Source organism: Leifsonia sp. LS1 (assembly GCF_020521355.1).
Lineage (GTDB): Bacteria > Actinomycetota > Actinomycetes > Actinomycetales > Microbacteriaceae > Leifsonia.
Map to the genome: position 1 here is coordinate 302,705 of NZ_BPER01000005.1, position 26,140 is coordinate 328,844.

The window sequence follows — 26,140 nt, forward strand, 5'->3', positions numbered from 1 at the left end:
CGACCATGATCGAGATCACCGGTCCGACCGTTCCCGGCTCGGACGACATCCTGACCCCGGAGGCCCTCGGCTTCCTCGACCACCTGCACCAGGCGTTCGCCGCCCGTCGCCAGGAGCTGCTCGCCGAACGCCAGCAGCACCGCGGCGAGGCCGGCAACGGGCGCGACCCGCGCTTCCTGAGCGCGACGGCCGCCATCCGCGAGGACCCGACCTGGCGCGTCGCCGGAGCCGGGCCCGGCCTCGACGACCGCCGGGTGGAGATCACGGGCCCGACCGACCCGAAGATGGCGATCAACGCCCTCAACTCCGGTGCCCGCGTCTGGCTCGCCGACCAGGAGGACGCCACGAGCCCGACCTGGAGCAACGTCGTCGGCGGCCAGCGCACCCTGCGCGACGCCGTCCGCGGCGAGCTGGAGTTCACGAGCCCGGACGGCAAAGAGTACCGCGTCACCACCCCGCTCGAGCACACGCCGACCATCGTGATGCGCCCCCGCGGCTGGCACCTGGTCGAGAAGCACCTCGCGTTCACCGACCGCGCCGGGCGCACCGCCCCCGCGAGCGCCGCGCTGACCGACTTCGGTCTGTACTTCTGGCACAACGCCCAGGCCCTGGTCGACGGCGGCCGGGGGCCGTACTTCTACCTGCCGAAGCTCGAGTCTCACCTCGAGGCCCGCCTGTGGAACGACATCTTCGTCTTCGCGCAGCAGCGCATCGGGATGCCCGTCGGCACGGTCCGTGCGACCGTGCTGATCGAGACGATCCCCGCCGCGTTCGAGATGGAGGAGATCCTCTACGAACTGCGCGACCACTGCGCCGGGCTGAACGCCGGACGCTGGGACTACATCTTCTCGATCATCAAGACCTTCCTCGGCCGCGGCCGCCGCTTCGCGTTCGGCGACCGGGACCGGATCACGATGACCGTCCCCTTCATGCGCGCCTACACCGAACTGCTCGTCGCGACCTGCCACAAGCGGGGTGCGCACGCCATCGGCGGCATGAGTGCCTTCATCCCGAACCGCCGCGATCCGGAGGCCACCGAGCGGGCGCTCGCCAAGGTCGCCGAGGACAAGCGCCGTGAGGCCGGCGACGGCTTCGACGGCACCTGGGTCGCCCACCCCGACCTCATCCCCACCGCGCTCGCCGAGTTCGACGCGGTGCTGGGGGAGCGGCCCAACCAGGTCTCCCGGCTGCGCCCGGAGGTGTCGGTCAGTGCTGCGGACCTGCTCGACGTGACCACCGCCGACAGCACGGTCACCGACGCCGGGGTGCGCTCCAACGTCTCGGTCGCCCTCCGCTACATCGCGGCGTGGCTGGGCGGCACCGGCGCCGTCGCCATCGACGGGCTCATGGAGGACGCCGCCACCGCCGAGATCTCCCGCTCCCTCCTGCGCCAGTGGATCGACAACCGGGTCACGACAGCGGAGGGCACCCCCGTCGACCGGGCTCTCGTCCAGGGGATCCTCGACGAGGAGGTGACCCGGCTGCGTTCGGCCGACGGCGACGACCACTACACCGAGGCCGCGGACATCCTACGGGAGGTCTCCCTCGGCGAGGAGTTCCCGACGTTCCTGACCATCCCGGCCTACGCCCGTCACCTCGTGGACACGCCGGAGCCCGCGCGGCTCGCGTTGGCGGGCTGAGGCCGCCGCCCTGCTGGTGCCGCCGTCAGAGCGGTGCCAGCAGGGCGGCGCGCAGCCGGTCGCTCAGGCCGGGAGGGACATCCACCGCGACCCCGAGCGCTTGGATCGCCCGGCTGAAGTAGTTGCGAGCGGCGGCGGCGAGCGTGATGTCCACGATCTCCCGGTCGGTGAATCCGACCTCCCGGAGCCGCTGTGCGTCCGCCTCCGTCATGTCCGGCGCGTCGGTGCTGATGCGCTCGGCGTACTCCATCATCGCGACCTCGGCGGCGCTCAGATCGGCGTGACGGTAGTCCCTCGCGATGGCTTCGAGCTGCTCCTCGTCGATGAGGGTCCGCATCCGGTTGCCGTGGGCGAGCCGGCAGTGCGCGGAATGGCCGCCTTGTGCGGCGGCCAGTGTGACCAGCTCATAGCGGCGCAGCCCGAGTGGGGAGGCGATCGCGCGGATCAGCTGCTCCCAGGCCCGGTACGCCTCGGGGTTGACGGCCATGACCCGCGTGTGCTCGGGGACGTAGCCGATGGTGCGCTCGTCGTCGGCGTAGATCTCGGCGACATCGCCTGTCGCCTCGCCCGGTTCGGTGGTCTGGATGATGGACACGGCTGCCTCCTCGTGACGCCCCGACCCGCCCATGATGCCACCCGGCGTCCCGCCTGGCTACCGGTCCCGAGGTTCACGTCGTGGCCCTCATTCGGCCGGAATAGCGGCCACGACGTGAACCTCGATGCGGGTCAGTGCGCGAACGTGCCCTCGGGCAGCGCGTCGGCCGGTTTGCTGATGAAGAAGGAGCCGACGATCGCGAACAGGGAGATGATCGCCGCGGCCACGAACGCCAGCTTGATTCCGCCGGCGGTGGCGGCGTCCAGGGAGGCCCCTCCCGCCGAGAGCGCGGCGGTCTGGGCGGACAGCACCGCGACCAGCAGGGCCGTGCCGGCGGCGCCGCCGACCTGCTGCACGGTGCCGACGATCGCGCTGCCGTGCGAGTACAGGTGCGGCGGCACGGCGCCCAGTCCCGCCGTGAACAGCGGGGTGAACATGAGGGCCAGGCCCAGGCTCATCACGACGTGCGCGGCGAGGACCATCGGCACCGGCGTGTGCTCGCCCACGAACGTCAGCGACCACAGCGCGAGGCTGACCAGGATCGAGCCGGGCACGACGAGGACGCGCGGGCCGAACCGGTCGTAGAGGCGGCCGACGAACGGTGCCGCGAGGCCCATCACCAGCCCGCCGGGGAGGAGGAGCAGACCCGTGGACAGCGTGTCGAGGTGGAGCACGTGCTGCAGGTAGAGCGGCAGCACGATGATCACGCCGAACATCGCTGCGGTGCTGATCGTCATCAGGACGATCGATACCGTGAAGACGGGGGAGCGGAAGGTGCGGAGGTCGAGGAGCGCCCGGTCGCTGCGCTGCAGGATCAGCTGGCGCAGGATGAACGCGGCCAGGCCGGCCACGCCGACCGCGAGCGAGATCCAGAGCGCCGGCCCGGCCGACGTGCCGCCCGACTCGCCCGACAGGCTGAGACCGTAGACGAGACCGCCGAAACCGAGCGCGGAGAGCACGACCGACAGCACGTCGATGCGCACCTTCTGCGTCTCGGTGACGTTCTCGACGAAGCGCATCCCGATGAGCAGCATGACGAGCGCGATCGGCAGCACGATGAGGAAGATCCAGCGCCAGGCCAGGTAGTTGAGGATGAACCCCGAGATGGTCGGGCCGATGGCGGGCGCGACCGAGATGACGATGGAGACGTTGCCCATCGTGCGGCCACGCTTCGCCGGGGGCACGAGCGTCATCAGTGTCGTCATCAGGAGCGGGAGCATCATCGCCGTGCCGGACGCCTGGATGACGCGCGCGCCGACCAGCACCGCGAAGCCCGGGGCCAGCGCCGCGGTCAGGGTGCCCAGCGAGAAGAGGGACATCGCCGTGATGAACATCGCGCGGGTCGTGAACCGCTGCAGCAGGAACCCGGTGATCGGGATCACGATCGCCATCGTCAGCATGAACGCGGTGGACAGCCACTGCGCGGCCAGGGCGTCGATCTTCAGGTCGTCCATCAGCTTCGGGATGGCGACCGTCATGATCGTCTCGTTGAGGATGACGACGAACGTCGCGGCGAGGAGCAGCCAGATCACGCGGTTGTTGCGGCGCTCGACCCGCGGGTCGGCGGCGGCCTCCGCGGCGGCGGCCGTCACCGCCGGCTCGGTCACCGCGGGCGCGGCGGGCTCGGCGAGGGCGTCGGGCACAGGTGAGGTCTGCTCAGTCACCGGTCAACAGTATCCGTGACCGCGGACATCCGGGGTTTCGCGCGGGTAAACGATCCCGCCGTTCACTGACCGCGAAACCGGGAATAGAACGGGTTCCGGTCAGCGGCCCAGTCCGCGCACGGCACGCACTGCGTCGCCGACGGCGGGCGCGACCGCGGCGAGCTCTGCCGCCCCGACCTCCGGCCCCCACGAGAAGCGGACCGCGGTGCGCGCGAGGTCCTCGGGATACCCGAGGGCGAGGAGCACGTGCGAGGCGTCCTCGCTTCCGGCGGCGCAGGCGGACCCGCTCGAGGAGACGATCCCGTGCCGTTCGAGTTCGAGCAGCACGGCCTCCCCGTTGGTGCCGGGGAAGACGAACGACGCCGTGCCCGGGAGGCGCCGGGCCGGATGCCCCGTGAGCTGTGCATCGGGCGCGGCGGCCAGCACGGCCGCGATGAAGGCGTCCCGTGCCCTCGTCGCGGCGGCGGCGTTCGCCGCGCGACCCTCCACCGCCAGCCGTGCCGCGGCGGCCAGGCCGACCGCGCCCGCGACGTTCTCCGTCCCCGAGCGGCGCCCGCGTTCCTGGCCTCCGCCGTGCAGCACGGGCTCCAGCGGGATGCGGCCGCGCACGAACAGCGCGCCGATGCCCTTGGGCGCGCCGATCTTGTGGCCCGAGACGCTCAGCGCGTCGACCCCGAGTTCCCGGACGTCGAGCGGCAGCCAGCCCGCCGCCTGCACCGCGTCGGTGTGGAAGGGGATGCGGTGCTCGTGCGCGAGCGTGGCGAGCTCGGCGATCGGCTGCACCGTTCCGACCTCGTTGTTCGCGAGCATGACGCTCGCGAGGGTCGTGTCCGGACGCAGCGCCGCGGCGAAGGCCACGGGGTCGACGAGGCCGTCCGCGCCGACGGGCACCATCGTCGCCTCGAAGCCGTGCAGCCGAACCAGATGGTCGACCGACTCCAGCACCGCCTCGTGCTCGATCGACGTCGTGACGATGTGGCGTCCGCGCGGGGACGCGAGGGCGATCCCCTTGACGGCCAGATTGTCCGCCTCCGTGCCGCCGGAGGTGAAGACGACCTCGGACGCGCGGCACCCGAGCCACGTCGCGACGGTGGCGCGCGCGTCGGCGAGGGCGCGCGCGGCGGACTCTCCGACCGTGTGATGGCTGGACGGGTTGCCGAAGTCGCCGGTCAGGTACGGCCACATCGCCTCCAGCACCTCGCGGCGAACCGCGGACGTCGCGGCCGCGTCGAGGTACAGCCCGCCGGTCACGGCGACCCGACCACCACGTCCAGGCCGAGGTCGAGCGAGCGCACGCTGTGCGTCAGCGCGCCCGACGAGATCACGTCGACCCCGGTCTCGGCGATAGAGCGCACGGTCGCGAGGCTCACGTTGCCGCTGGCCTCGACGATCGCGCGTCCGCCGACCAGGGCGACGCCCTCGCGCAGCTCGTCGACGGTGAAGTTGTCGAGCATGATCGTGTCGACCCCGGCGGCCAGCACCGCCTCGATCTGATCGATGCGGTCGACCTCGACCTCCAGGTGCGTCGTGTGGGAGAGCTGCGCCCGCACCGCGAGCAAGGCGTCGGTGACGCTGAGGCCGGACCGCGCCGTCAGCACCGCGAGGTGGTTGTCCTTGGCCATGACGGCGTCGGAGAGCGAGTAGCGGTGGTTGTGGCCGCCGCCGGCGCGCACGGCGTGGCGCTCGAAGGCACGCAGTCCGGGGGTGGTCTTGCGCGTGTCGACCACCCGCGCGGACGTTCCGGCGACCTCGGCGACGAACGCGGCGGTGAGGGTGGCGATGCCGCTCATCCGCTGCACGAAGTTCAGGGCGACCCGCTCGCCCTGGAGCACGGAGCGGGCAGGTCCGCTCACCGTCGCGAGCACGTCGCCCGCCGCGAACTCCTCCCCGTCTGCACGTTCCAGGATCACCTCGACCGCCGGGTCCGTGAGCGTCATCGCGGCGGCGAAGACCTCGCCGCCGGCGAAGGTCCCCGGCTCGCGCGCGACGAGCCGGGCGGTCGCGTATGCCGTCTCGGGAATGAGGAGCTGGCTGGTGAGGTCGCCCCAGGGAGCGTCCTCCACGAGGGCGGCCCGGACGGCGGTCTCGATGATCTGGCTGGTCAGCATGCGAGGGCGGCTTTCTGCACGTGCGCGACGGGCAGGAGCACCGTGTGCCGCGCGGGAGGGTCGGCGGGGGCGGGGAAGTCGGAGCGGAAGTGGGCGCCACGCGACTCCTCGCGGGCGAGGGCGGCGGCGACGACGAGACGTCCGACCTGCAGCAGGTCGCGGTCCTCGCCGGGCTCGGGATCGGCGGTGGCGGCGAGCTCCGCGGCGGCCTTCGTGAGCCCGGCGCGGTCGCGGTGGACGCCGGCGGCGTCCCACATCAGACGTTGGAGTCGCGCGCGCTCGAACCGCATGCCCGGAACGGCATGCAGGTCTTCGGCTGTGCCGTCGGGGTGGGGCGAGGACGACGGTGCCATCGCGACGGACGCCTCCGCGATCCACTCCGGAGCAGCCTCCCACGATCGCCCGATCGCGCGGGCGGCGCGGTGCGCGAAGACCAGCCCCTCGAGCAGCGAATTCGACGCGAGCCTGTTCGCCCCGTGCGTGCCGGTGCACGCGACCTCGCCGACGGCGAAGAGACCGGGAACGGTGGTGCGGCCGCTGGTGTCGGTGGCGACGCCGCCCATGGCGTAGTGCGCGGCCGGGGTGACCGGCACCGGTTCGCGCGCCCAGTCCATCCCGGCCGCCCTGCACGCGGCGTCGATCGTGGGGAAGCGGCGTGCGAGGAACGCGGCGCCGAGCGCGGTCGCGTCCAGCACCACGGGAGCGCCGCCCTGTGCGGCCATCTCGACCGCGATCCCGCGGGCGACCACGTCGCGCGGGGCCAGCTCGGCATCGGGATGCACGTCGAGCATGAACCGCTCGCCGCGCGCGTTGCGCAGCACGGCGCCCTCGCCGCGCACGGCCTCCGACACCAGGAACGACCCGGGCACGGCCAGTGCGGTGGGGTGGAACTGCACGAACTCCAGGTCGGCGATGGCCGCTCCCGCCCGCCAGGCGGCCGCGACGCCGTCGCCGGTGGCGACGGCGGGGTTGGTCGTGTGGGCGTACAGCTGTCCGAGGCCGCCCGTCGCGAGGACGACGGCGTCCGCCGCCACCTCCCGCACGGCGCCGTCGGCTCGGCGCACCAGAACCCCCGCCGCTGCGCCGTCGCGCATCACGACGTCGAGCAGGAAGGCCTGCTCGACGATCCGTGCGGCGGAGGAGCGCACAGCGGCGACGAGCGCCCGCTCGATCTCGGCGCCCGTGGCGTCGCCCCCCGCGTGCAGCACTCGCGCACGGGAGTGCGCCGCCTCCAGGCCGCGGGCGAGCCCGTCGCCGTCGCGATCGAACCGAACACCGAGGTCGATCAGCTCGCGGATGCGCTGCGGGGCGTCCGCGCAGAGCGCGTCCACGGCTTCGAGCACGGCGAGGCCGGCGCCGGCGCGCAGCGTGTCGGCCGCGTGCGCGGCCGGGCTGTCGTCCGGGAAGAGCGCGGCGGCGATCCCGCCCTGGGCGTACCGGGTGTTGCTCTCGGCGAGCACGGCCTTGGTGACCAGCACGACCTCGTGGTCGCGCGCCGCATCGAGCGCCGCGACCAGGCCGGCGATCCCGCTGCCGACGACAACCACACGTGCCACGTCAGGCCGCCATGGTCGTGTCCGGCCGCGCCGCGAGCATCCGCTCCAGCGCGACGCGGGCGGGCTCGGCGACCTCGGCCGGCACGCTCACCTGGTTGAGGACCTCGCCGCGGACGAGGCCCTCCAGCACCCACGCCAGGTAGCCGGGGTGGATGCGGTACATCGTCGAGCACGGGCAGACGACCGCGTCGAGGCAGAAGATCGTGTGCTGCGGGAACTGCGCCGCGAGCCGTTGGACGAGGTTGATCTCGGTCCCGATCGCGAACGTCGATCCGGCGGGCGCCGCCTGGATGGCCTTCACGATGTAGTCCGTCGAACCGTACTCGTCGGCCGCGTCGACGACGTCCATCGGGCACTCGGGGTGCACGATGACCCGAACGCCCGGGAACTCGGCGCGGGCGTGCTCGATCTGCCCGACCGTGAAGCGCTTGTGCACCGAGCAGAAGCCGTGCCAGAGGATCACGCGGGCGTCCTGCAGGGTCTGCTCGTCGGTCCCGCCCCACGCCTTGCGCGGGTTCCACAGCGGCATCTGCTCCAGCGGCACGCCCATCGCCTTGGCGGTGTTGCGGCCGAGGTGCTGGTCGGGGAAGAAGAGGACCCGCTGCCCGCGCTCGAACGCCCACTGCAGCACGGTCGCCGCGTTGGAGGAGGTGCAGACGATCCCGCCGTGCTCCCCGCAGAAGGCTTTGAGCGCCGCCGACGAGTTCATGTACGTCACCGGGATGACCGGCACGCGCCCCTCCGCATCCGGCTCCGTCCCGTACAGCTCCTCGAGCTGCTCCCAGCACTCCTGCACCGAGTCGAGGTCGGCCATGTCGGCCATCGAGCACCCGGCGGCCAGGTTCGGGAGGATGACGCGCTGGTCGGGGCGCGACACGATGTCGGCGGTCTCGGCCATGAAGTGCACTCCGCAGAACACGATCGCCTCCGCCTCCGGACGCGCCTTGGCCGCATTCGCCAGCTGGAAGGAGTCGCCCACGAAGTCGGCGAACTGCACGACCTCGTCGCGCTGGTAGAAGTGACCCATCACCGCGACGCGGTCTCCGAGTGCGGCCTTGGCGTCCAGGATGCGCGTGTGCAGCTCGTCGGCGCTCGCCGTGCGGTACTCCTCCGGCAGCTCGCCTTGCCGCGGTGCGAGTGCGGGGATCGGGTCGGCCATCGAGGCGCCGGGCCCGTACGACGGGGGAGCGGAGTCGAAGTTCCAGGGCGCCTCGACGAGGTCGGGCGTGCAGGTCGCGCCGTCGACCTCGCCGCGGGCGATGAGCTGGATGGTCGTGTCGACCGAGGCGATCGTGGTCATTTCTCTCCTCCGAATGGATGCTGCTGGCGCGGCAGTGGGCCCGCGTCGGCGAGGTCGATCGAGTCGTTGTACCGGTAGAGCCGCGGGGGGCGGTGCGGTGTGCCGGTCAGGTATTCGTCCGTCGCCTCCACCGTGCCGGAGGCCTCGATCGTGCGGCGGAAGTTGGCGGGGTCGAGCGCGCGCCCGAGGACCGCCTCGTGCACCTCCCGCAGCTGGGCGAGGGTGAAGCGCTCGCCCAGGAAGGCGTGGGCGATGCGGGAGTACTCCATCTTGGTGCGCAGCCGCCAGAGGGCGTACTCCGCGATGAGCTGGTGGTCGAAGGCGAGCGGCGGGAGGTCGTCGGCCGGGAACCAGCGCACGTTCTCGCCGACGCTCGCGCGCTCGGCCTCCTCCGAGCGCACCAGCGCCCAGTAGACGATCGAGACGACGCGTTCGCCGGCGGGGGAGCGGGAGGTGTCGCCGAAGGCGTACAGCTGCTCCAGGTACCGCGGGGTGAGGCCGGTCGTGTCGCTGAGGGTGCGGGCGGCGGCGAAGGCGAGATCCTCCTCGCCGTGCAGCGGCCCGCCGGGGAGCGCCCAGCGGCCCTCGAACGGATCGCGGATGCGGCGCACCAGCGGCAGCCAGACCTGGGGGACGCCGCCCGTCGCGTCGTCCGTGCGCAGGGCGAAGATCACCGTTGAGACGGCGAGCATCACGCTCGGTCTCTGGTGCTCCCCTGCCATCGCTGCTCCCGTTCGGACGGAACCGCTACTAAAAGTCATTCTGACTCTAACTTGACCCATCTTAGTGTCAGATCGACCAGAACACCAAACCGCCGCGTCCGTTATGCTGGCCCCATCCAACTGAACACAGGGCCGACGAGGTCGATGCGGGAGAGTCGCGCGCGCGAGCGTGGCGACACCGAAGGAGCAATCCTCCCCGACAATCTCTCAGGTACGCGTACCGCATCGGACTGGCCACTCTGAAAAGCAGGACGGCGACCGCCGTCCTCGCCCACGGTGAAAATCGGCGGCGCCCGCGCGGGTGCTCGCCGGTGAAACTCTCAGGCCGGATGACAGAGGGGGAGTTCTTCCCGTCAGCGGGCGACCGCTGCGACAGCCCCCGGCCGACGGCCGGCGATCGGAGAACTCATGACCTCGCAGGACGACCGGCCGCACGACGGCGGACGCACGTCGCCCCTCCACGACGCCCACGCCGCCGCGGGCGCCTCCTTCACGGACTTCGCCGGGTGGCAGATGCCCGTGCGCTACTCGAGCGACCTCGCCGAGCATCACGCCGTCCGCACCGCGGCGGGGTTGTTCGACCTCTCCCACATGGGCGAGATCGTGCTCATCGGGCCGGAGGCCGGGGACGCCCTGGACTACGCGCTCGCCGGCAAGCTCTCCGCTCTCGCGATCGACCAGGCGAAGTACTCGCTGCTGCTCTCGCGCGCCGGCGGGATCGTGGACGACCTGGTGGTCTACCGCACCGGCGACGACCGCTTCATGGTGGTCGCCAACGCCGGCAACCGCGACGTCGTCGCCGAGGAGTTGCGCGAGCGCACCGCCCCGTTCGATGTCGAGGTCTACGACGAGAGCGACGACATCGCCCTGATCGCGGTGCAGGGGCCGGCGAGCCTGTCCATCCTGCTCGCGACCGAGGGCTTCACCGTCGAGGGCGGCGACATCGCCGAGCGCCTCACCGCGCTCAAGTACTACTGGAGCGTTCCCGCCGAGTTCGAGGGCCACCAGGTCCTCATCGCGCGCACCGGCTACACGGGTGAGGACGGCTTCGAGCTGTATCTCGCGCCCGACGAGACGCGCACCCTGTGGGACGCCCTCCTGGAGGCGGGCACCGAGCAGGGCCTCGTGCCCGCCGGTCTCGCCAGCCGCGACACCCTCCGTCTGGAGGCCGGGATGCCGCTGTACGGTCACGAGCTCGGCCTCGACACCATGCCGGCGTCGGCCGGCCTCGGCCGCGTCGTGAACCTCGCGAAGGACACCGACTTCATCGGCCGCGCCGCCAGCGAGGACGGCCCCCACCCCGACGCCCGCGTCCTCGTCGGCCTGACCGGCCAGGGGAAGCGCGCCGCCCGCGCGGGCTACCCGGTGGTCGCCGCCGCCGCCGACGGCGCGGACGAAGAAGTGGGCGTCGTCACCTCCGGCGCCCTCTCGCCGACCATCGGCGTGCCCATCGCGATGGCCTACGTCGCGCCCCGGTTCGCCCGTCCCGGGACCGAGCTGCACGTCGACGTGCGCGGCACGCGCCTCCCGTTCACCGTCACCGCCCTCCCCTTCTACCGCAGGAAGACCGACTCCCCACGAAAGGACGGCTGACATGGCCGCAGAGCAGGACCTCAAGTACACCGCCGAGCACGAGTGGCTCCTCGTGGAGGGCGACGTCGCGACCGTGGGCATCACCTCCTACGCCGCCGAGAAGCTGGGCGACGTCGTCTTCGTCGAACTGCCGGCGGTGGGCAGCTCCGTCGCCGCCGGTCGTGTCGTCGGCGAGATCGAGTCGACGAAGTCGGTCGGTGAGCTGTTCGCGCCCGTCGACGGCACCGTCACCGCCGTGAACGACGCCGTCGTCGATTCCCCCGAGCTGGTCAACAGCGACCCGTTCGGCGAGGGCTGGCTCGTGAAGGTCTCCTTCACCGAGCTGCCCGCCCTGCTCAGCTACGACGAGTACGCCGCCCTCACGGGCGAGTGAGGCTGTTCCCCGCACATGACTGAACTCTTCCAGGCGCGCCACATCGGGACCGACGGCGACGCTCAGCGCACCATGCTGTCCGCACTCGGGGAGGCGCACGCGCGCTCGTACTCCTCCGTCGAGGAGGTCGTCGCCGCGGCCGTGCCCGCCGGCATCCGCGTCGACCCCGCCTACCGGCCCGCGCTGCCGTCGCCCGCGAGCGAGCGTGCCGCGCTCCGCGAGCTGCGGGAGATCGCCTCGCGCAACACCGTCAACCGCTCGCTGATCGGCCTCGGCTACTACGGGACCATCACCCCCGCGGTCGTCAAGCGGAACGTGCTCGAGAACCCCGGCTGGTACACGGCGTACACGCCCTACCAGCCCGAGATCTCGCAGGGACGCCTGGAAGCCCTGATCAACTTCCAGACGATGGTCGCCGACCTCACGGGGCTCGACACCGCGAACGCGTCGATGCTCGACGAGGGCACCGCCGTGGTCGAGGGGATGCTGCTGGCCCGGCGCGCCTCCAAGGCCGCGTCCGCGCGGTTCGTCGTCGACGTGGACACCTTCCCGCAGACCCTCGCCCTGCTCCGCAACCGGGCGGAGGCCGTCGGCATCGAGCTCGTCGTGCGCGACCTCGCGTCGACGGCCGCCGATGCCCCGGAGCTCTCCGACGCATTCGGTCTGTTCGTGCAGTACCCGGGGGCGTCCGGGCGCGTCTGGGATCCGTCCGCCGTGATCGCGACGGCCAAGGCCGCCGGCGCCGTCGTGGTGGCGGCCGCCGACCTGCTCGCCCTCACGCAGCTCCGCTCGCCGGGAGAGCTCGGCGCCGATGTCGCGGTGGGCACGAGCCAGCGCTTCGGGGTGCCGATGGGGTTCGGCGGCCCGCACGCCGGCTACATGGCCGTCCGTTCCGGACTGGAGCGTCAGCTGCCCGGCCGCCTCGTCGGCGTCTCGCAGGACGCCGCGGGCAAGCCGGCCTACCGCCTCACCCTGCAGACCCGCGAGCAGCACATCCGCCGGGAGAAGGCCACCTCCAACATCTGCACCGCGCAGGTGCTCCTGGCCGTCATGGCCGCGATGTACGCCGTCTATCACGGCCCGCGCGGGCTCCGCGCGATCGGCCGCCAGGTGCACGCGAGCACCGCCGCGGTCGCGGAGCTGCTGCGCGCCTCGGGCGTCGAGGTGGTGTCCCGGTCGTTCTTCGACACGCTCCAGGTCGCCGTCGACGACGCGTCTGGCGTCGTCGAGCGCGCCCACGCACGCGGGCTGCTGCTGCACGCCACGGACGCGGGCCTGGTCTCCCTGAGCGTGGACGAGGAGGTCGCAGCCGACCTGCGCGACGGCGTCTTCCCCCTCGCGGACCTGATCGAGGCCCTCGGCGGCACGGTCGACGGCGAGCCCGCGCTGTCGCTGCCGTCCGCCGCGTCCTTCGACTCCGCCCTCGAGCGCCGCTCGGAGTACCTGACCCATCCGGTCTTCAACACCCACCACTCCGAGACCGCCATGATGCGCTACCTGCGCCAGCTGCAGGACCGCGACTACGCGCTCGACCGCGGCATGATCCCGCTCGGCTCCTGCACGATGAAGCTCAACGCCGCCACCGAGATGGAGGCGGTCACCTGGCCGGAGTTCGCCGCTCTCCACCCGTTCGCCCCCGCGGCGGACGTGAGCGGCTCCCTCGAGCTGATCGACCAGCTCGAGGCCTGGCTCGCCGACGTGACGGGCTACGACACCGTCTCCCTGCAGCCCAACGCGGGCAGCCAGGGCGAGCTCGCCGGCCTGCTGGCGATCCGCGGCTACCACCGTTCGCGCGGGGATGAACAGCGCACGGTCTGTCTCATCCCGCAGAGCGCGCACGGCACGAACGCGGCCTCCGCCGTCCTGGCGGGGATGCGCGTGGTCGTCGTCGCGACCGACGAGCTCGGCAACGTCGACCTGGACGACCTCCGCGCGAAGATCGCGGAGCACGCCGAGACGCTCGCCGCCCTCATGATCACCTACCCGTCGACGCACGGCGTGTACGAGCACGAGGTCGTGGCGATCACCTCCGCCGTCCACGACGCCGGGGGACAGGTCTACGTCGACGGCGCCAACCTCAACGCCCTGCTCGGCTACGCCCGGTTCGGCGACTTCGGCGGCGATGTCAGCCACCTCAACCTGCACAAGACCTTCTGCATCCCGCACGGCGGCGGGGGTCCCGGCGTCGGCCCGGTCGCGGCGAAGGCGCACCTCGCGCCGTTCCTGCCCGGCCACCCGCTCGCGCAGGACGCCACGCACGTCCTCGCCGGCGGAGGGCGGGTGGAGCACGGCGGCGCGCCGGTCTCGGCCGCGCCCTACGGCAGTCCGAGCATCCTCCCCATCAGCTGGGCGTACGTCCGCATGATGGGCGCCGAGGGTCTGCGGGACGCGACCGGTGCTGCTGTGCTCGCCGCCAACTACGTCGCCGCGCGCCTGCGCGACCACTTCCCGGTGCTGTACGCGGGCGAGGACGGCCTCGTGGCGCACGAGTGCATCCTCGACCTCCGCCCGCTCACCGAGCGCACGGGCGTGACGGTGGACGACGTGGCGAAGCGCCTCGTCGACTACGGCTTCCACGCGCCGACGATGTCGTTCCCCGTGGCGGGCACGCTGATGGTCGAGCCGACCGAGAGCGAGGACCTCGCCGAGCTCGACCGCTTCGTGACGGCCATGATCGCGATCAAGGCCGAGGCCGACGCCGTCGCCGACGGGGCCTGGCCCGTCGACGACAACCCGCTGCGCGGAGCGCCGCACACGGCGGAGTCCGTCGTCGCCGCCGACTGGGACCACCCGTACACGCGCGAGCAGGCCGTCTACCCGGTCCCGGGGCTGGTGCGCGGCAAGTACTGGCCGCCGGTGCGCCGCATCGACCAGGCCTACGGCGACCGCAACCTGTTCTGCGCCTGCCCGCCGCCGGAGGCGTTCTCCTGAGTCGCAGCCGTCGCCCGGTGGCCCGTCACGCGAAGATCGCGGGCCACCAGGCGACGGCGAGCGGATAGCCGACGAACGAGACGATGTCGATGACGACGTGCGCGATCACCAGGGGCATCGTCCGGCCCCAGCGCGTGTAGCACCAGCCGAAGACGACGCCCATGACGGCATTGCCGATGAACGGGCCGAAGCCTTGGTAGAGGTGGTAGCTGCCGCGCAGCACCGCAGCACCCAGGATGATCGTCCAGGTGCCCCAGCCGAGCTGGCGCAGCCGGGTGTAGAGGTACCCGACGACGATGACCTCCTCCTGCAGCCCCGCCCGCAGCGCCGCGAGGATCAGGACCGGCACCGTCCACCAGTGGGTGGTGAGCGACGACGCCTCGACGGTGACGGTGATGCCGAGCACGCGCGTGAGCGCGAAGAACAGGATGCCCGGGATGCCGATCACCAGGAAGAGCAGCCCGCCCCGCCCGAGGTCCTGCCACGGCCGGGTGGCGTCCAGGCCGATCCGCCGGAACCCGCTGCGCCCCGGCTGCCAGAGGAGGAAGATCACCAGCGCGACGGCGAACAGCGGGAACAGGTTGCCCAGCACCTGGTACACGACGTCGAACAGCTCCCGGCTCGACTGCGACGGGTTGACCTGGGCCACCTGGTCGGCCAGCGCTTGCGACCGCGTGCTCTTGTCGACGATGTCGACGATCGCGTAGATCGCGGACTGCCCGAGGGACAGCCCCAGGACGATCACGATCTCCCACCACAGCCGCGCCCGGCCGGGCCGCTCGACGGGCACCTCGCCGGTCCAGGTCGGTTCACTGCTCATATGTGCATCCTGCCAGCCCCGAGGCCGCGCCGCCGGGGGAGTCCCGGAAGCGTCTGAGAGCGTTCGAAGGCCGTGGAAGCGCTTGAAATCGTGCACGCGACGACGCTTTCCGGGTGTTTCGGGCGAGGGTGCGCAAGATTCCGCCGACTGAGTTACCACTGTGTAACGTTTTCGGGCCTCATTTTGCATTGATGGCGTGCGCTACCTAGGGTCATTCTTATCGAGCGCGGCCTGGGCACTCTCGCACGCCTGTGCCGCGCACACTTCGCACAGGAGGAACATTGCACACCAAGGGAAGAAAGGTCAGGTTCGCGGTCAGCGCGGTCGCCGTCGCAGGCGTCGCCGCACTCGCCCTCTCCGCCTGCACCACGTCCGGGAGCACCGGCGGTTCGACCGCTGCCAAGGGCGGCACCGTGACGGTCGCCGTCGTGAACGACCTGACCTCGCTCAACTCGCAGACCCCCCAGGGCAACCTGGACACCAACGGCCAGGTCGGCTACCTCGATGGATCGTACGGCTCCGGCTTCCAGTACATCGACAACAACTACAAGATCGTCCACGACGACTCGTACGGCACGTTCGAGAAGACCTCGGACGACCCGCTGACTGTCAAGTACACGCTTCCCAAGGACGCCAAGTGGTCCGACGGACAGCCCGTCACCGCCGACGACATGGTCCTCGGCTGGGCCATGCAGTCCGCCTACTACGACTCCGCGACCCTCGACCCCGACTCGGGTGAGGTCAAGTCGGGCACGCAGTACTTCACCCCGGCCGCCGGAACCGCCGGCATCGACCAGACGTCGTTCCCGACCATCGGCGACGACAACCACTCGATCACCCTCAAGTACGCGAAGCCCTTCGTGGACTGGGAGCTCTTCAACCCGATCGCGCAGCCCGCGCACATCGTGGCCAAGAAGGCGGGCCTCTCGTCGGCCGCCGACCTGACCAAGCTGCTCAAGGGCCTCCCGAAGGGCGACCCGTCGAACCCGGCCGCTCCGGACGCGACGCTCAAGAAGGCCGCCGACTTCGTCAACACCGGCTACGACATCACCGCGTTCCCGACCGACAAGGACCTCCTCGTCGCCTCCGGCCCGTACGTCGTGTCCAGCTGGACCCCCGGTCAGTCGATCACCATGACGAAGAACAAGTACTTCTGGGGCAAGAACAAGGGCAACGTCGACAAGATCGTCTTCCGCATCATCCCGGACCCGAGCGCCCAGGTCACCGCTCTCCAGAACGGTGAGGTCGACATCATCAACCCGCAGGCCTCGGCCGACACGCTCACTGCGCTCAAGCAGACGAGCGCGAAGGTCCTGACCGGCGACCAGGCGTCGTACGACCACCTCGACCTCAACTTCGGCTCGCAGACGTTCGCCGACCCGAAGGTGCGCGAGGCGTTCCTCAAGACGATCCCGCGTCAGCAGATCCTCGACTCGATCGTCACCCCGGTGAACTCGAAGGCCAAGGTCCTGAACTCGCAGATCTGGCTGCCGAACCAGTCGGAGTACGCGGACGCGGTCAAGATCAACGGCTCCGACGCCTACGACAAGGTGGACATCGACGGCGCCAAGGCCCTGCTGGCCGGCGCGACCCCGACGGTCCGCATCCTCTACAACACGAACAACCCGAACCGTGTCGACGAGTTCCAGGCCATCCAGGCCTCGGCCTCCAAGGCCGGCTTCAAGATCGTCGACGCCGGATCGCCCGACTGGAGCAAGCTCCTGCCGGGTGGCGACTACGACGCCTCGCTGTTCGGCTGGATCAGCCCGGGTGCCGGCACCTCGCAGATCCCGCAGCTGTTCACCACCGGTGGCGGCGGTAACTACAACCGCTACAACGCGATGAACGATGTCGCGGTGCAGACCCAGACCACCCTGGACAAGGACGAGCTCACCAAGCTCGAGCTGCAGATCGACACGGCCACCTTCAAGGACGGCTACGGCCTGCCGCTGTTCCAGCTGCCCGGCGTCTTCGGCGCCAGCGCTCGCGTCGAGGGCGTGAAGTACATGGGCAACCAGACCGGTCCGTTCTGGAACTTCTGGGAGTGGTCGGTCAAGTCCTCCTCGAAGTAACACCTCCGACAGCGAGAGTGCCCGGGTGAACCCCGGGCACTCTCCTGCGGCGGGGCGTCGGCTCTCCGGCCGGCGCCCCGTATCATGTAGTCGGTGGACGCGATCCGTCCGCCCATCCGAGACGCGCCCAGGCGAGCCCAGCCCGCCGCCCCACCCGTTCGGCGCGTCCTGTCAGTAAGGGTTCCCCACCTATGGCGAGTTTCATCCTGAGACGCCTACTGGTCTCAGTGCTCATCATCATCGCCGCTTCGTTCCTGATGTACATGCTGGTGGCCTACAGCGCCGACCCGCTCCAGGATCTCCGGAGCAGCAACTCCCCGAACAAGACGCAGCTGATCGCCGCCCGCGTGCAGCTGCTCGACCTCGATGTCATCCCGCCGTTGCGGTGGCTGCTCTGGCTCGGGGGCGCGGCCAAGTGCCTCATCCCGTTCGCCAACGCGTGCGACCTCGGTTCGACGGTGTCGAACGCCAAGGTGGTCGACATCCTCCCGCAGGCGCTCGGCTCGACCATCCAGCTGGTCACGGTCGCGCTGATCCTCGCGATCCTCCTCGGTGTGACGATCGGAATCGTCACGGCCCTCCGGCAGTACAGCGGACTCGACAACGTCGTCACGTTCCTCAGCTTCTTCCTGTACTCCCTCCCGGCCTTCCTCGTGGCCGTCCTCCTCAAGGAGTTCGTCGCCATCGGGTTCAACAACTTCCTCGTGCACCCCGTGATCCCATGGTGGGTGGCGGTGATCATCGGCATCGTCGCCGGGTTCATCTGGCAATCCCTGATCGGCGGCGACCTGCGCAGGAGGGTCTGGACCTTCGGCATCTCGGGCGTCGCCACCGCCGGTGTGCTGCTGCTGATGTCGGCGCTGAACTGGTTCCTCCAGCCCGGCCTCGGCCCGGTGGTCATGATCATCCTGATCGCCGCCGTGATCGTCGGAACGACCGCGCTGATCTCGGGCCTCCAGAACCGCCGCGCGCTGATCTCGGCGGCGATCACCGGAGCGATCGCCCTCGTCTGCTACTTCGCCCTGCAGGGCCTGTTCGCGGTCTCCACGCCGGCGACGATCGCCATCCTGGCGGTCGTCGCGGTCATCGTGAGCCTCGCGGTCGGCTGGTTCGTCGGCGGATACGACCGCGGTCAGAACATGCGCATCTCCGTCATCGTCGGCATCGTCTCGGGCTTCCTGATCCTGGTCGACCGCTTCATGCAGGCGTGGCCGCAGTACTTCCAGGACACCAACGGCCGTCCCATCGCCACCGTCGGCTCCTCGACGCCGGGCCTCACCGGCGACATGTGGGAGACCGGGCTCGACACCTTCACCCACCTGCTCCTGCCGACGATCGCCCTGTTGCTGATCTCGTTCGCGTCGTACACCCGCTACTCGCGGGCGGGCATGCTCGAGGTCCTCAACCAGGACTTCATCCGCACCGCCCGGGCGAAGGGCCTCCCCGAGCGCACGGTCGTCGTGCGCCACGCCTTCCGCAACATGCTCATCCCGATCACCACCCTCGTGGCGTTCGACGTGGGCGCGCTGCTCGGTGGCGCCATCATCACCGAGAAGGTGTTCGCCATCCCCGGCATGGGGTCGATCTTCGCGGCCGGACTCAGCCGCGGCGACCTCAACCCGGTCATGGCGTACTTCCTCGTGATCGCGGTCATGGCCATCCTGTTCAACTTCCTCGCGGACCTCGCCTACGCCGCACTCGACCCGAGAGTGAGGGTCCGATAAATGTCTGCTCCCGAATCCCGCATCGCCGACGAGCTGGAGGCGCCCAGCGCCCCGCCCGTCAGCCAGGGCAAGCTCATCTGGAAGCGATTCCTCTCCAACAAGGTCGCCGTCGGCAGCGCCATCCTGTTCATCCTGATCGTGCTCTTCTCCGTCTCGGCGATCGGTATCGGCCCGATCCACGGCTGGTGGAAGTACTCGTACACCGAGCTGAACGACCAGTTCCAGCAGGGCTCGCCCTCGGCGGAGCACCCGTTCGGTCAGGACCGCATCGGCAAGGACTACTTCGCGCTCACGATGCGCGGCATCCAGAACTCGGTGCTCGTCATGATCGTCCTCGGCCTCATCGCGAGTGTCGTCGGCGTGGTCGTCGGCGCGATCGCCGGGTACTTCCGCGGCGTCGTCGACGCGATCCTGATGCGCATCACCGATGTGTTCATCGTCATCCCGGCGCTCGTGATCGGCTCCGTGGTCGGCCACGCCTTCGGCGGACTCGGCGCGTTCTTCCTCGCGCTGATGCTCGGCTTCTTCTCCTGGATGGGCATCGCCCGACTGGTCCGCGGCGAGTTCCTCTCCCTGCGCGAGCGCGAGTTCGTCGAGGCGGCCCGTGTGGCCGGCGCGTCGGACATGCGCATCATCTTCAAGCACATCCTGCCGAACGCGATCGGCGTCGTGATCGTCGCGTCGACCCTGATCATGGCCTCGGCCATCCTGCTCGAGACGGCACTGTCGTTCCTCGGCTACGGCATCAAGGCGCCCGATGTGTCACTCGGTCTCCTGATCAGCTCGAACGAGTCCGCGTTCCAGACCCGGCCGTGGCTGTTCTGGTGGCCGGCGGCGTTCATCGTCTCCCTCGCGCTGCTGGTCAACTTCGTCGGCGACGGACTGCGCGACGCGTTCGACCCGCGCCATCGCCGCTTCAACCTGCGCAAGATGCGCGAGCAGGAGCCGGAGTCGGGTGAGGGCGGCGACGGCGGCCCGACGACGGGCGCCGCCCTCGCGGAGGACGTGCTGTGACCTCCAGCTTCGCCGTCGTGCTCCTGGACCCGCTAGGCCAGGAGCAGGGCGGCGACCGTGCCGGCCAGCAGCACGGCGATGCCGCACAGCGTCGCCACGTGCCAGCGGCTCGTCACGGGCGCCTGTTCGGCGCGGCCCGCCTCGATGGCGCCGGACGCCTGGAGCTCGCTCCAGCGGCGGCGCACCACCTCGGCGGCGGCGCCCGACTCGGTCGACAGCAGGTCGCCGGGACGGCGCACCGTGGCCTCGACGCTCGGCCGGCCCACGCGTCCCTTGGTCTCGTCACGGGTGGCGCGCAGCGTCCGGCTGGTGCCGGGCGCGGGTGCGGACCACACCGGGATCTTCCGGCCCGGGGTGTAGAGCGTCAGCGCGTACTTGGTGTCGACATGGATCAGCGCCTCCCAGGGGATGTGCACGGTCCGCGTCACGTTGACGGCGGTCAGGCCGTCGCGATCGACGACGAACAGCGGACGCCACAGCATCGCCCAGCCGATGAGCGCGAACAGCGCGCACGGAACGACGTACAGCAGACGGGCGTCGTGGACGCTCACCAGCAGCCCGACGGTCAGGACGGCGGCGGCCGCCCAGACCAGGACGGCAAGCACCCGGTTGAACCGGGACACGAAAACCTCGCGGTCGGGGGAGGGGACGTAGGGCATGGTTCCATGCTCTCATCCCGCCCACACGGCATCCCGACGCCGACCGCTCCCGAAAGGAACCTCGAATCATGACCGACACCACCACCGGTCAGGCCGGCGTCGTGACCGGAGCCCCCGTCCTGGAGGTCAGCGGCCTCTCCGTCGACTTCGGCGTCGACGGCGTCTGGGTCCCCGCGGCCAAGAAGCTCGACTACTCGATCAAGGCGGGCGAAGTGCTCGCGATCGTGGGCGAGTCCGGCTCCGGCAAGAGCGCGAGCTCGATGGCGATCCTCGACCTCCTGCCGAAGAACTCGCGCATCCGCGGGTCGATCAAGCTGGAGGGACGCGAGATCACCGGCCTCTCGCAGTCGCAGATGCGGCGCGTGCGCGGCAACCAGGTCGCCGTGATCTTCCAGGAGCCGATGACGGCGCTCAACCCCGTCTACACCGTCGGCTTCCAGATCGTGGAGACGCTGCGCATCCACTACGGGATGTCGCCGCACGAGGCGAAGGAGCGCGCGCTCGAACTGCTCGACATGGTCGAGCTGCCGGACCCGGTGAAGGCCTTCAACTCCTACCCGCACCAGCTCTCCGGCGGCCAGCGGCAGCGCGCGATGATCGCCCAGTCGATCTCGTGCGACCCGAAGCTGCTCATCGCGGACGAACCGACCACGGCCCTCGACGTCACGGTGCAGGCCGAGATCCTGGAGCTGCTGCGCAGCCTCCGCGACCGGCTCGACAGCGCCATCCTCCTCATCACGCACGACATGGGCGTGGTCGCCGACCTGGCCGACAACATCGTCGTGATGCGCAAGGGCGACATCGTCGAGGCGGGCACCGTGGAGGGCGTCTTCGCGGCTCCGCAGCACCCGTACACGATCGCTCTGCTCGACGCGGTTCCGCACCTCGGCCAGCGTGAGGACGAGGAGATCGACACGACCGCCGCCCTCGCCGCCGGCACCGAGAACCCCGACGCCGCCTTCGCCGAGCGCATCCGCGCCAACGAGCGCCTCGCCGCCGCCGAGCACGAGAAGTCCGAGATGGACAAGCGAGCGGTCGTGGTCGACTTCGACAAGGTCTCGATCGAGTATCCGAAGCACGGGCGTGTGCCCGCGTTCCGGGCCGCGACCGACATCGATCTGACCATCCACGAGGGCGAGGTCGTCGGCCTCGTGGGCGAGTCGGGCTCCGGCAAGACCACCCTGGGCCGCGCGGCCATCGGCCTTCTGCCCATCCACTCGGGCAGGCTGGTCGTCGCCGGGCAGGACATCAGCAACGCCAAGCGCGACGAGATCCGCAAGCTGCACCGCAACGTCGGCATCGTCTTCCAGGACCCGTCGTCGTCGCTGAACCCGCGCCTGCAGATCGCCGACTCGATCGGCGAGCCGCTGCGCCTCGCCAAGGGCCTCAAGGGCGCCGACCTCGCCAAGGAGGTGGACCGCCTCCTCGACAGCGTCGAGCTTCCCCGCGCGTACCGCAGCCGCTTCCCGCACGAGCTCTCGGGCGGTCAGAAGCAGCGTGTCGGCATCGCCCGCGCCCTGTCGCTGAAGCCGCAGGTGCTCATCGCGGACGAGCCGACCAGTGCGCTGGACGTGTCGGTGCAGGCCCGGGTGCTGGAGCTCATGCAGCAGCTCCAGAAGGAGATGAACTTCGCCTGCCTGTTCATCACCCACGACCTCGCGGTCATCGACGTCCTCGCCGACCGCATCGCGGTGATGCACCACGGCAGCCTGGTCGAGGTCGGCACCCGCGACGAGATCCTCCGCTACCCGAAGGAGGCGTACACCCAGCGCCTCCTCGCCGCGGTTCCGCTCCCGGACCCGGAGCAGCAGCGCGCCCGCCGCGCTCTGCGCCTCGAGCTGCTGGCCGCCGGCTCCGACGAGGCCGCCCCGGTCAACGAGGGTCTGCCGCAGGAGCCCGAGCCGCCGGTGGCGCAGGGCCTGTAACCTCCCGTCCACCGGATCGTCACGGAACGCCGTCCCCGCCGAGCGCGGGGGCGGCGTTCCGTGCTGTCCGGAGGGGATAGAATGGACCGTTCCCCGAAAACCTCCTGACGAGAGTCGAGCCCTCACGCATGTCCGAGAACGCCGTCGCCCACCGCGACGATCTGCGCAATGTCGCGATCGTGGCCCACGTCGACCACGGCAAGACCACGCTGGTCGATGCCATGCTGCGCCAGACGAACTCGTTCGGCGACCACGAGCACGTCGAAGAGCGTGCGATGGACTCCAACGAGCTGGAGCGTGAGAAGGGCATCACGATCCTCGCCAAGAACACGGCGATCTCGTACAAGGGCAAGCACGCCACGAACGGCCCGATCACCATCAACGTGATCGACACCCCGGGCCACGCCGACTTCGGCGGCGAGGTCGAGCGCGGTCTGTCGATGGTCGACGGGGTCGTCCTGCTCGTCGACTCGAGCGAGGGCCCGCTCCCGCAGACCCGTTTCGTGCTGCGCAAGGCGCTCGAGGCCAAGCTGCCGGTCATCCTGGCCGTGAACAAGACCGACCGCGGCGATGCCCGCATCGAGGAGGTCGTCGGCGAGAGCCAGGACCTGCTCCTCGGACTCGCGAGCGACCTCGCGGACGACGTGCCCGATCTCGACCTCGACGCCATCCTCGACGTGCCCGTCGTGTACGCGTCCGGCCGCGCCGGTGCGGCGAGCCGCAATCAGCCGGCCAACGGCGAGCTGCCCGACAACGACGACCTCGAGCCGCTGTTCGAGGCCATCCTCGAGCACATCCCGGCACCGAGCTACGACCCCGAGGCGCCCCTGCAGGCGCACGTCACCAACCTCGACGCCTCGCCGTTCCTCGGCCGCCTCGCGCTGCTCCGCATCTTCAACGGCACCCTCCGCAAGGGCCAGACCGTCGCCTGGGTGCGTCACGACGGCGACGTGCACAACGTCCGCGTCACCGAGCTGCTGATGACGAAGGCGCTCGACCGCTACCCGGCCGAGTCCGCGGGCCCGGGCGACATCGTCGCCGTCGCCGGCTTCGCCGACATCATGATCGGCGACACCCTGGCCGACCCGGACGACGTCCGTCCGCTTCCCGCCATCCACGTCGACGAGCCCGCGATCTCCATGACCATCGGCACCAACACGTCGCCTCTGGTCGGCAAGGTGAAGGGCCACAAGCTGACGGCCCGCATGGTCAAGGACCGCCTGGACCGTGAGCTCATCGGCAACGTGTCGCTGCGCGTTCTCGACATCGGCCGTCCGGACGCCTGGGAGGTGCAGGGCCGCGGCGAGCTCGCGCTGGCCATCCTCGTGGAGCAGATGCGCCGCGAGGGCTACGAGCTCACCGTCGGAAAGCCCCAGGTGGTCACCAAGAAGGTCGACGGCAAGACGCACGAGCCGTACGAGCACCTGACGATCGACGCCCCCGAGGAGTACCTCGGCGCGATCACCCAGCTGCTGGCCGCCCGCAAGGGACGCATGGAGAACATGACCAACCACGGCACCGGCTGGGTGCGCATGGAGTTCATCGTGCCGTCGCGCGGCCTCATCGGCTTCCGCACCGAGTTCCTCACCACCACGCGCGGCACCGGCATCGCGAACGCCATCGCGCACGGCTACGACGAGTGGGCCGGTCAGATCGTCACCCGCAGCAACGGCTCGATCGTGGCCGACCGTGCCGGCGTCGTGACGCCGTTCGCGATCATCGCGCTGCAGGAACGCATGAGCTTCTTCGTGAACCCCACCGAGGAGGTCTACGAGGGCATGGTCATCGGCGAGAACTCGCGCGCCGACGACATGGACGTGAACATCACCAAGGAGAAGAAGCTCACCAACATGCGCTCCTCCACGGCCGACACGTTCGAGTCCATGACGCCGTCGCGTCAGCTGACCCTCGAGGAGTGCCTCGAGTTCGCCCGCGAGGACGAGTGCGTCGAGGTGACCCCGGAGGCCGTGCGCATCCGCAAGGTCGAGCTCGACGCCACCGCGCGCGGCCGCGCCGCCGCCCGCCTCAAGCGCCAGGACGCGTAGCGCCGACGACGAAGGGGCGGGGATTCGTGACGAATGTCGCGAATCCCCGCCCCTTTTCGTGCATTCGGCACGAATGTGCGGGCTACGTGAAGAGCCCGGCGCCCACGTAGGATCCCTCGGTCGCCCCGGGAGGCACGGCGAAGACGCCGGAGCCGACGTGCTTGAGGTACTCGTTGAGCAGGTCGCTGCGGGAGAGCCGGGTCTGGATGGGGATGAACTGTCTGCGCGGGTCGCGCTGGAACGCGATGAAGAACAGCCCGGCGTTGAGCCGGCCCAGGTCGTCGTTGCCGTCCACGAAGTTGTAGCCGCGGCGCAGCAGCTGGGCGCCGTCGTTCATCGTGGGGTGTGCGAGGCGGACGTGCGAGTCCGGGTCGATCTTCGTGCCGCCGTCGGAGGCGAGCGCGAGGAAGTTCGGGTCGCTGAACTCCGTGCCTCCCGAGAGCGGGGCGCCCTCGCCTTTGTCGCGGCCGATGATGCGCTCCTGCTCGCCGAGCTGCTGGCGGTCCCAGTTCTCGATGACCATGCGGATCTTCCGGGCGACGAGGTACGAGCCGCCTGCCATCCAGGAAGCGCCGTCGGAGCCGGCGGCCCACACCTGGTCCTCGACCACCTTCTGGTCCTCGGACTTGATGTTCGCGGTGCCGTCCTTGAAGCCGAACAGGTTGCGGGGCGTCACCTGGCTGCGGGAGGTGGAGGAGGTGCGGCCGAAGCCGAGCTGCGACCACCGGATCGCCGCCCGCCCGAAGGCGATGCGCGACAGGTTGCGGATGGCGTGCACGGCGACCTGCGGGTCCTCGCTGCAGGCCTGGATGCAGAGGTCGCCCCCGCTGGCCGCGTCGACGAGAGCGTCGCCGGGGAAGTGCGGGAGATCGACGAGTGCGTCCGGACGCTTCGACGCGATCCCGAACCGGTCCCGGCCGTCGGCCGCGGTGAAGAGGGTCGGCCCGAAGCCGAAGGTGAGGGTGAGCCCCCCGGGCGGCAGGTCGAGGGCCTCGCCCGTGTCATCCGGCGGCTGGTCTGACGGGCCCGAGGCCGGGCCGTACGTGCCGGCGGCCTTGCCCTGGCTCATCCGAGCAGCGGCTACCGTCCAGTCGCGCAGCAGGTCGATCAGGCCGTCACGGTCGAGTCCGGGGGCGACGTCGAACGCGGCGAAGTGGAGGCGGTCCTGCACGGGCGTCGTGATCCCCGCCTGGTGCTCTCCGTAGAACGGGTAGACGGCGCTGGTGGCGGCCTGGGCGCCCGAGACCGCGCGATCGACCGCGATCCCGGCGCCGAATCCGACGACCCCGGCGCCGACTCCGAGCCCGGCCAGGCCGAGCAGCCCACGCCGGGACAGTCCGGACCGCCCGGGGTCCTCGGCGGACCCCGGGCGTTCCGCGGGTGTTTCCTCGCTCACGCG

19 protein-coding genes and 1 riboswitch are annotated in these 26,140 nt (G+C 70.6%); of the genes, 9 read left to right on the plus strand and 10 right to left on the minus strand.

Annotation, left to right across the window (positions count from 1 at the left end; all coding sequences use genetic code 11):
* Positions 1-5 precede the first annotated feature (5 nt).
* Positions 6-1,640: a malate synthase A gene (gene aceB, locus LLS1_RS11640; RefSeq protein WP_226655703.1), complete on the plus strand. Its 1,635-nt coding sequence runs from the start codon at positions 6-8 to the stop codon at positions 1,638-1,640.
* A 25-nt stretch (positions 1,641-1,665) separates the two neighbouring features.
* Here the strand turns inward: aceB and LLS1_RS11645 are convergent, their stop codons facing one another.
* The 7 genes from LLS1_RS11645 to LLS1_RS11675 all read right to left on the minus strand — a co-directional run bounded on the left by LLS1_RS11645 (position 1,666) and on the right by LLS1_RS11675 (position 9,585).
* Entirely contained in the window at positions 1,666-2,235 is a 570-nt protein-coding gene (locus tag LLS1_RS11645) for a carboxymuconolactone decarboxylase family protein (RefSeq protein ID WP_226655705.1), read from the minus strand.
* A gap of 131 nt (positions 2,236-2,366) precedes the next feature.
* A complete protein-coding gene (locus tag LLS1_RS11650) occupies positions 2,367-3,899 on the minus strand; it encodes an MDR family MFS transporter (protein ID WP_374758264.1) in 1,533 nt (510 codons plus the stop codon).
* A 99-nt stretch (positions 3,900-3,998) separates the two neighbouring features.
* Positions 3,999-5,150: a cysteine desulfurase family protein gene (locus LLS1_RS11655; protein WP_226655706.1), complete on the minus strand. Its 1,152-nt coding sequence runs from the start codon at positions 5,148-5,150 to the stop codon at positions 3,999-4,001.
* Complete coding sequence (nadC, locus tag LLS1_RS11660) at positions 5,147-6,007, minus strand: carboxylating nicotinate-nucleotide diphosphorylase (RefSeq protein ID WP_226655708.1); 861 nt, start codon at positions 6,005-6,007, stop codon at positions 5,147-5,149. The genes LLS1_RS11655 and nadC overlap by 4 nt, the downstream gene beginning before the upstream one ends.
* Positions 6,001-7,563, minus strand: coding sequence for an L-aspartate oxidase (nadB, locus tag LLS1_RS11665; RefSeq protein WP_226655710.1), 1,563 nt, complete (start codon positions 7,561-7,563; stop codon positions 6,001-6,003). Before nadB ends, nadC begins: the two co-directional genes overlap by 7 nt.
* A 1-nt stretch (position 7,564) precedes the next feature.
* The gene (nadA, locus tag LLS1_RS11670; protein ID WP_374758268.1) at positions 7,565-8,854 is read right to left on the minus strand and encodes a quinolinate synthase NadA; all 1,290 of its coding nucleotides are present in this window, start codon (positions 8,852-8,854) and stop codon (positions 7,565-7,567) included.
* Positions 8,855-8,859: 5 nt separating this feature from the next.
* Positions 8,860-9,585, minus strand: a complete 726-nt coding sequence (locus tag LLS1_RS11675) for an NUDIX domain-containing protein (protein WP_226655712.1) — start codon at positions 9,583-9,585, stop codon at positions 8,860-8,862.
* Positions 9,586-9,722: 137 nt separating this feature from the next.
* A riboswitch (glycine riboswitch) is annotated at positions 9,723-9,818 on the plus strand.
* Positions 9,819-9,993: 175 nt separating this feature from the next.
* Between LLS1_RS11675 and gcvT the strand changes: the two genes are divergently transcribed.
* Genes gcvT through gcvP form a run of 3 tightly spaced genes read left to right on the plus strand, consistent with a single transcriptional unit; the run spans position 9,994 to position 14,482 of the window.
* The gene (gene gcvT, locus LLS1_RS11680) at positions 9,994-11,178 is read left to right on the plus strand and encodes a glycine cleavage system aminomethyltransferase GcvT (protein ID WP_226655713.1); all 1,185 of its coding nucleotides are present in this window, start codon (positions 9,994-9,996) and stop codon (positions 11,176-11,178) included.
* Position 11,179: 1 nt separating this feature from the next.
* Positions 11,180-11,551, plus strand: coding sequence for a glycine cleavage system protein GcvH (gcvH, locus tag LLS1_RS11685; protein WP_226655715.1), 372 nt, complete (start codon positions 11,180-11,182; stop codon positions 11,549-11,551).
* 15 nt (positions 11,552-11,566) lie between these two features.
* Positions 11,567-14,482: an aminomethyl-transferring glycine dehydrogenase gene (gcvP, locus tag LLS1_RS11690; RefSeq protein ID WP_226655716.1), complete on the plus strand. Its 2,916-nt coding sequence runs from the start codon at positions 11,567-11,569 to the stop codon at positions 14,480-14,482.
* 25 nt (positions 14,483-14,507) lie between these two features.
* Here gcvP and LLS1_RS11695 read toward each other — a convergent pair whose 3' ends face one another.
* Positions 14,508-15,302: a CPBP family intramembrane glutamic endopeptidase gene (locus LLS1_RS11695; protein ID WP_226655718.1), complete on the minus strand. Its 795-nt coding sequence runs from the start codon at positions 15,300-15,302 to the stop codon at positions 14,508-14,510.
* Between the two features lie 281 nt (positions 15,303-15,583).
* Between LLS1_RS11695 and LLS1_RS11700 the strand changes: the two genes are divergently transcribed.
* The 3 genes from LLS1_RS11700 (at position 15,584) to LLS1_RS11710 (ending at position 20,112) form a co-directional block, all read left to right on the plus strand.
* Positions 15,584-17,374, plus strand: coding sequence for an ABC transporter family substrate-binding protein (locus LLS1_RS11700; protein WP_226655720.1), 1,791 nt, complete (start codon positions 15,584-15,586; stop codon positions 17,372-17,374).
* A gap of 191 nt (positions 17,375-17,565) precedes the next feature.
* On the plus strand, positions 17,566-19,098 hold the full coding sequence (locus LLS1_RS11705; protein ID WP_223357271.1) for an ABC transporter permease: 1,533 nt from the start codon (positions 17,566-17,568) through the stop codon (positions 19,096-19,098).
* Entirely contained in the window at positions 19,099-20,112 is a 1,014-nt protein-coding gene (locus LLS1_RS11710) for an ABC transporter permease (protein WP_223357269.1), read from the plus strand. It begins immediately after the preceding gene.
* Positions 20,113-20,144: 32 nt separating this feature from the next.
* Here LLS1_RS11710 and LLS1_RS11715 read toward each other — a convergent pair whose 3' ends face one another.
* The gene (locus LLS1_RS11715) at positions 20,145-20,771 is read right to left on the minus strand and encodes a PH domain-containing protein (protein WP_223357267.1); all 627 of its coding nucleotides are present in this window, start codon (positions 20,769-20,771) and stop codon (positions 20,145-20,147) included.
* A gap of 68 nt (positions 20,772-20,839) precedes the next feature.
* Here LLS1_RS11715 and LLS1_RS11720 point away from each other — a divergent pair, with 68 nt between their 5' ends.
* Positions 20,840-22,696: an ABC transporter ATP-binding protein gene (locus LLS1_RS11720; protein WP_223357266.1), complete on the plus strand. Its 1,857-nt coding sequence runs from the start codon at positions 20,840-20,842 to the stop codon at positions 22,694-22,696.
* Positions 22,697-22,824: 128 nt separating this feature from the next.
* A complete protein-coding gene (gene typA, locus LLS1_RS11725) occupies positions 22,825-24,741 on the plus strand; it encodes a translational GTPase TypA (RefSeq protein WP_223357265.1) in 1,917 nt (638 codons plus the stop codon).
* A gap of 82 nt (positions 24,742-24,823) precedes the next feature.
* Here typA and efeB read toward each other — a convergent pair whose 3' ends face one another.
* On the minus strand, positions 24,824-26,137 hold the full coding sequence (gene efeB, locus LLS1_RS11730) for an iron uptake transporter deferrochelatase/peroxidase subunit (protein WP_226655721.1): 1,314 nt from the start codon (positions 26,135-26,137) through the stop codon (positions 24,824-24,826).
* Positions 26,138-26,140: the final 3 nt, after the last annotated feature.

Bases quoted from the DNA above. Each gene is read 5' to 3' on its own strand.
- aceB (WP_226655703.1), top strand. From the start codon at position 6: ATGATCGAGATCACCGGTCCGACCGTTCCCGGCTCGGACGACATCCTG.
- nadC (WP_226655708.1), bottom strand. From the start codon at position 6,007: ATGCTGACCAGCCAGATCATCGAGACCGCCGTCCGGGCCGCCCTCGTG.
- LLS1_RS11675 (WP_226655712.1), bottom strand. From the start codon at position 9,585: ATGGCAGGGGAGCACCAGAGACCGAGCGTGATGCTCGCCGTCTCAACG.
- gcvT (WP_226655713.1), top strand. From the start codon at position 9,994: ATGACCTCGCAGGACGACCGGCCGCACGACGGCGGACGCACGTCGCCC.
- gcvH (WP_226655715.1), top strand. From the start codon at position 11,180: ATGGCCGCAGAGCAGGACCTCAAGTACACCGCCGAGCACGAGTGGCTC.
- gcvP (WP_226655716.1), top strand. From the start codon at position 11,567: ATGACTGAACTCTTCCAGGCGCGCCACATCGGGACCGACGGCGACGCT.
- LLS1_RS11695 (WP_226655718.1), bottom strand. From the start codon at position 15,302: ATGAGCAGTGAACCGACCTGGACCGGCGAGGTGCCCGTCGAGCGGCCC.
- LLS1_RS11705 (WP_223357271.1), top strand. From the start codon at position 17,566: ATGGCGAGTTTCATCCTGAGACGCCTACTGGTCTCAGTGCTCATCATC.
- LLS1_RS11710 (WP_223357269.1), top strand. From the start codon at position 19,099: ATGTCTGCTCCCGAATCCCGCATCGCCGACGAGCTGGAGGCGCCCAGC.
- LLS1_RS11715 (WP_223357267.1), bottom strand. From the start codon at position 20,771: ATGCCCTACGTCCCCTCCCCCGACCGCGAGGTTTTCGTGTCCCGGTTC.
- LLS1_RS11720 (WP_223357266.1), top strand. From the start codon at position 20,840: ATGACCGACACCACCACCGGTCAGGCCGGCGTCGTGACCGGAGCCCCC.
- typA (WP_223357265.1), top strand. From the start codon at position 22,825: ATGTCCGAGAACGCCGTCGCCCACCGCGACGATCTGCGCAATGTCGCG.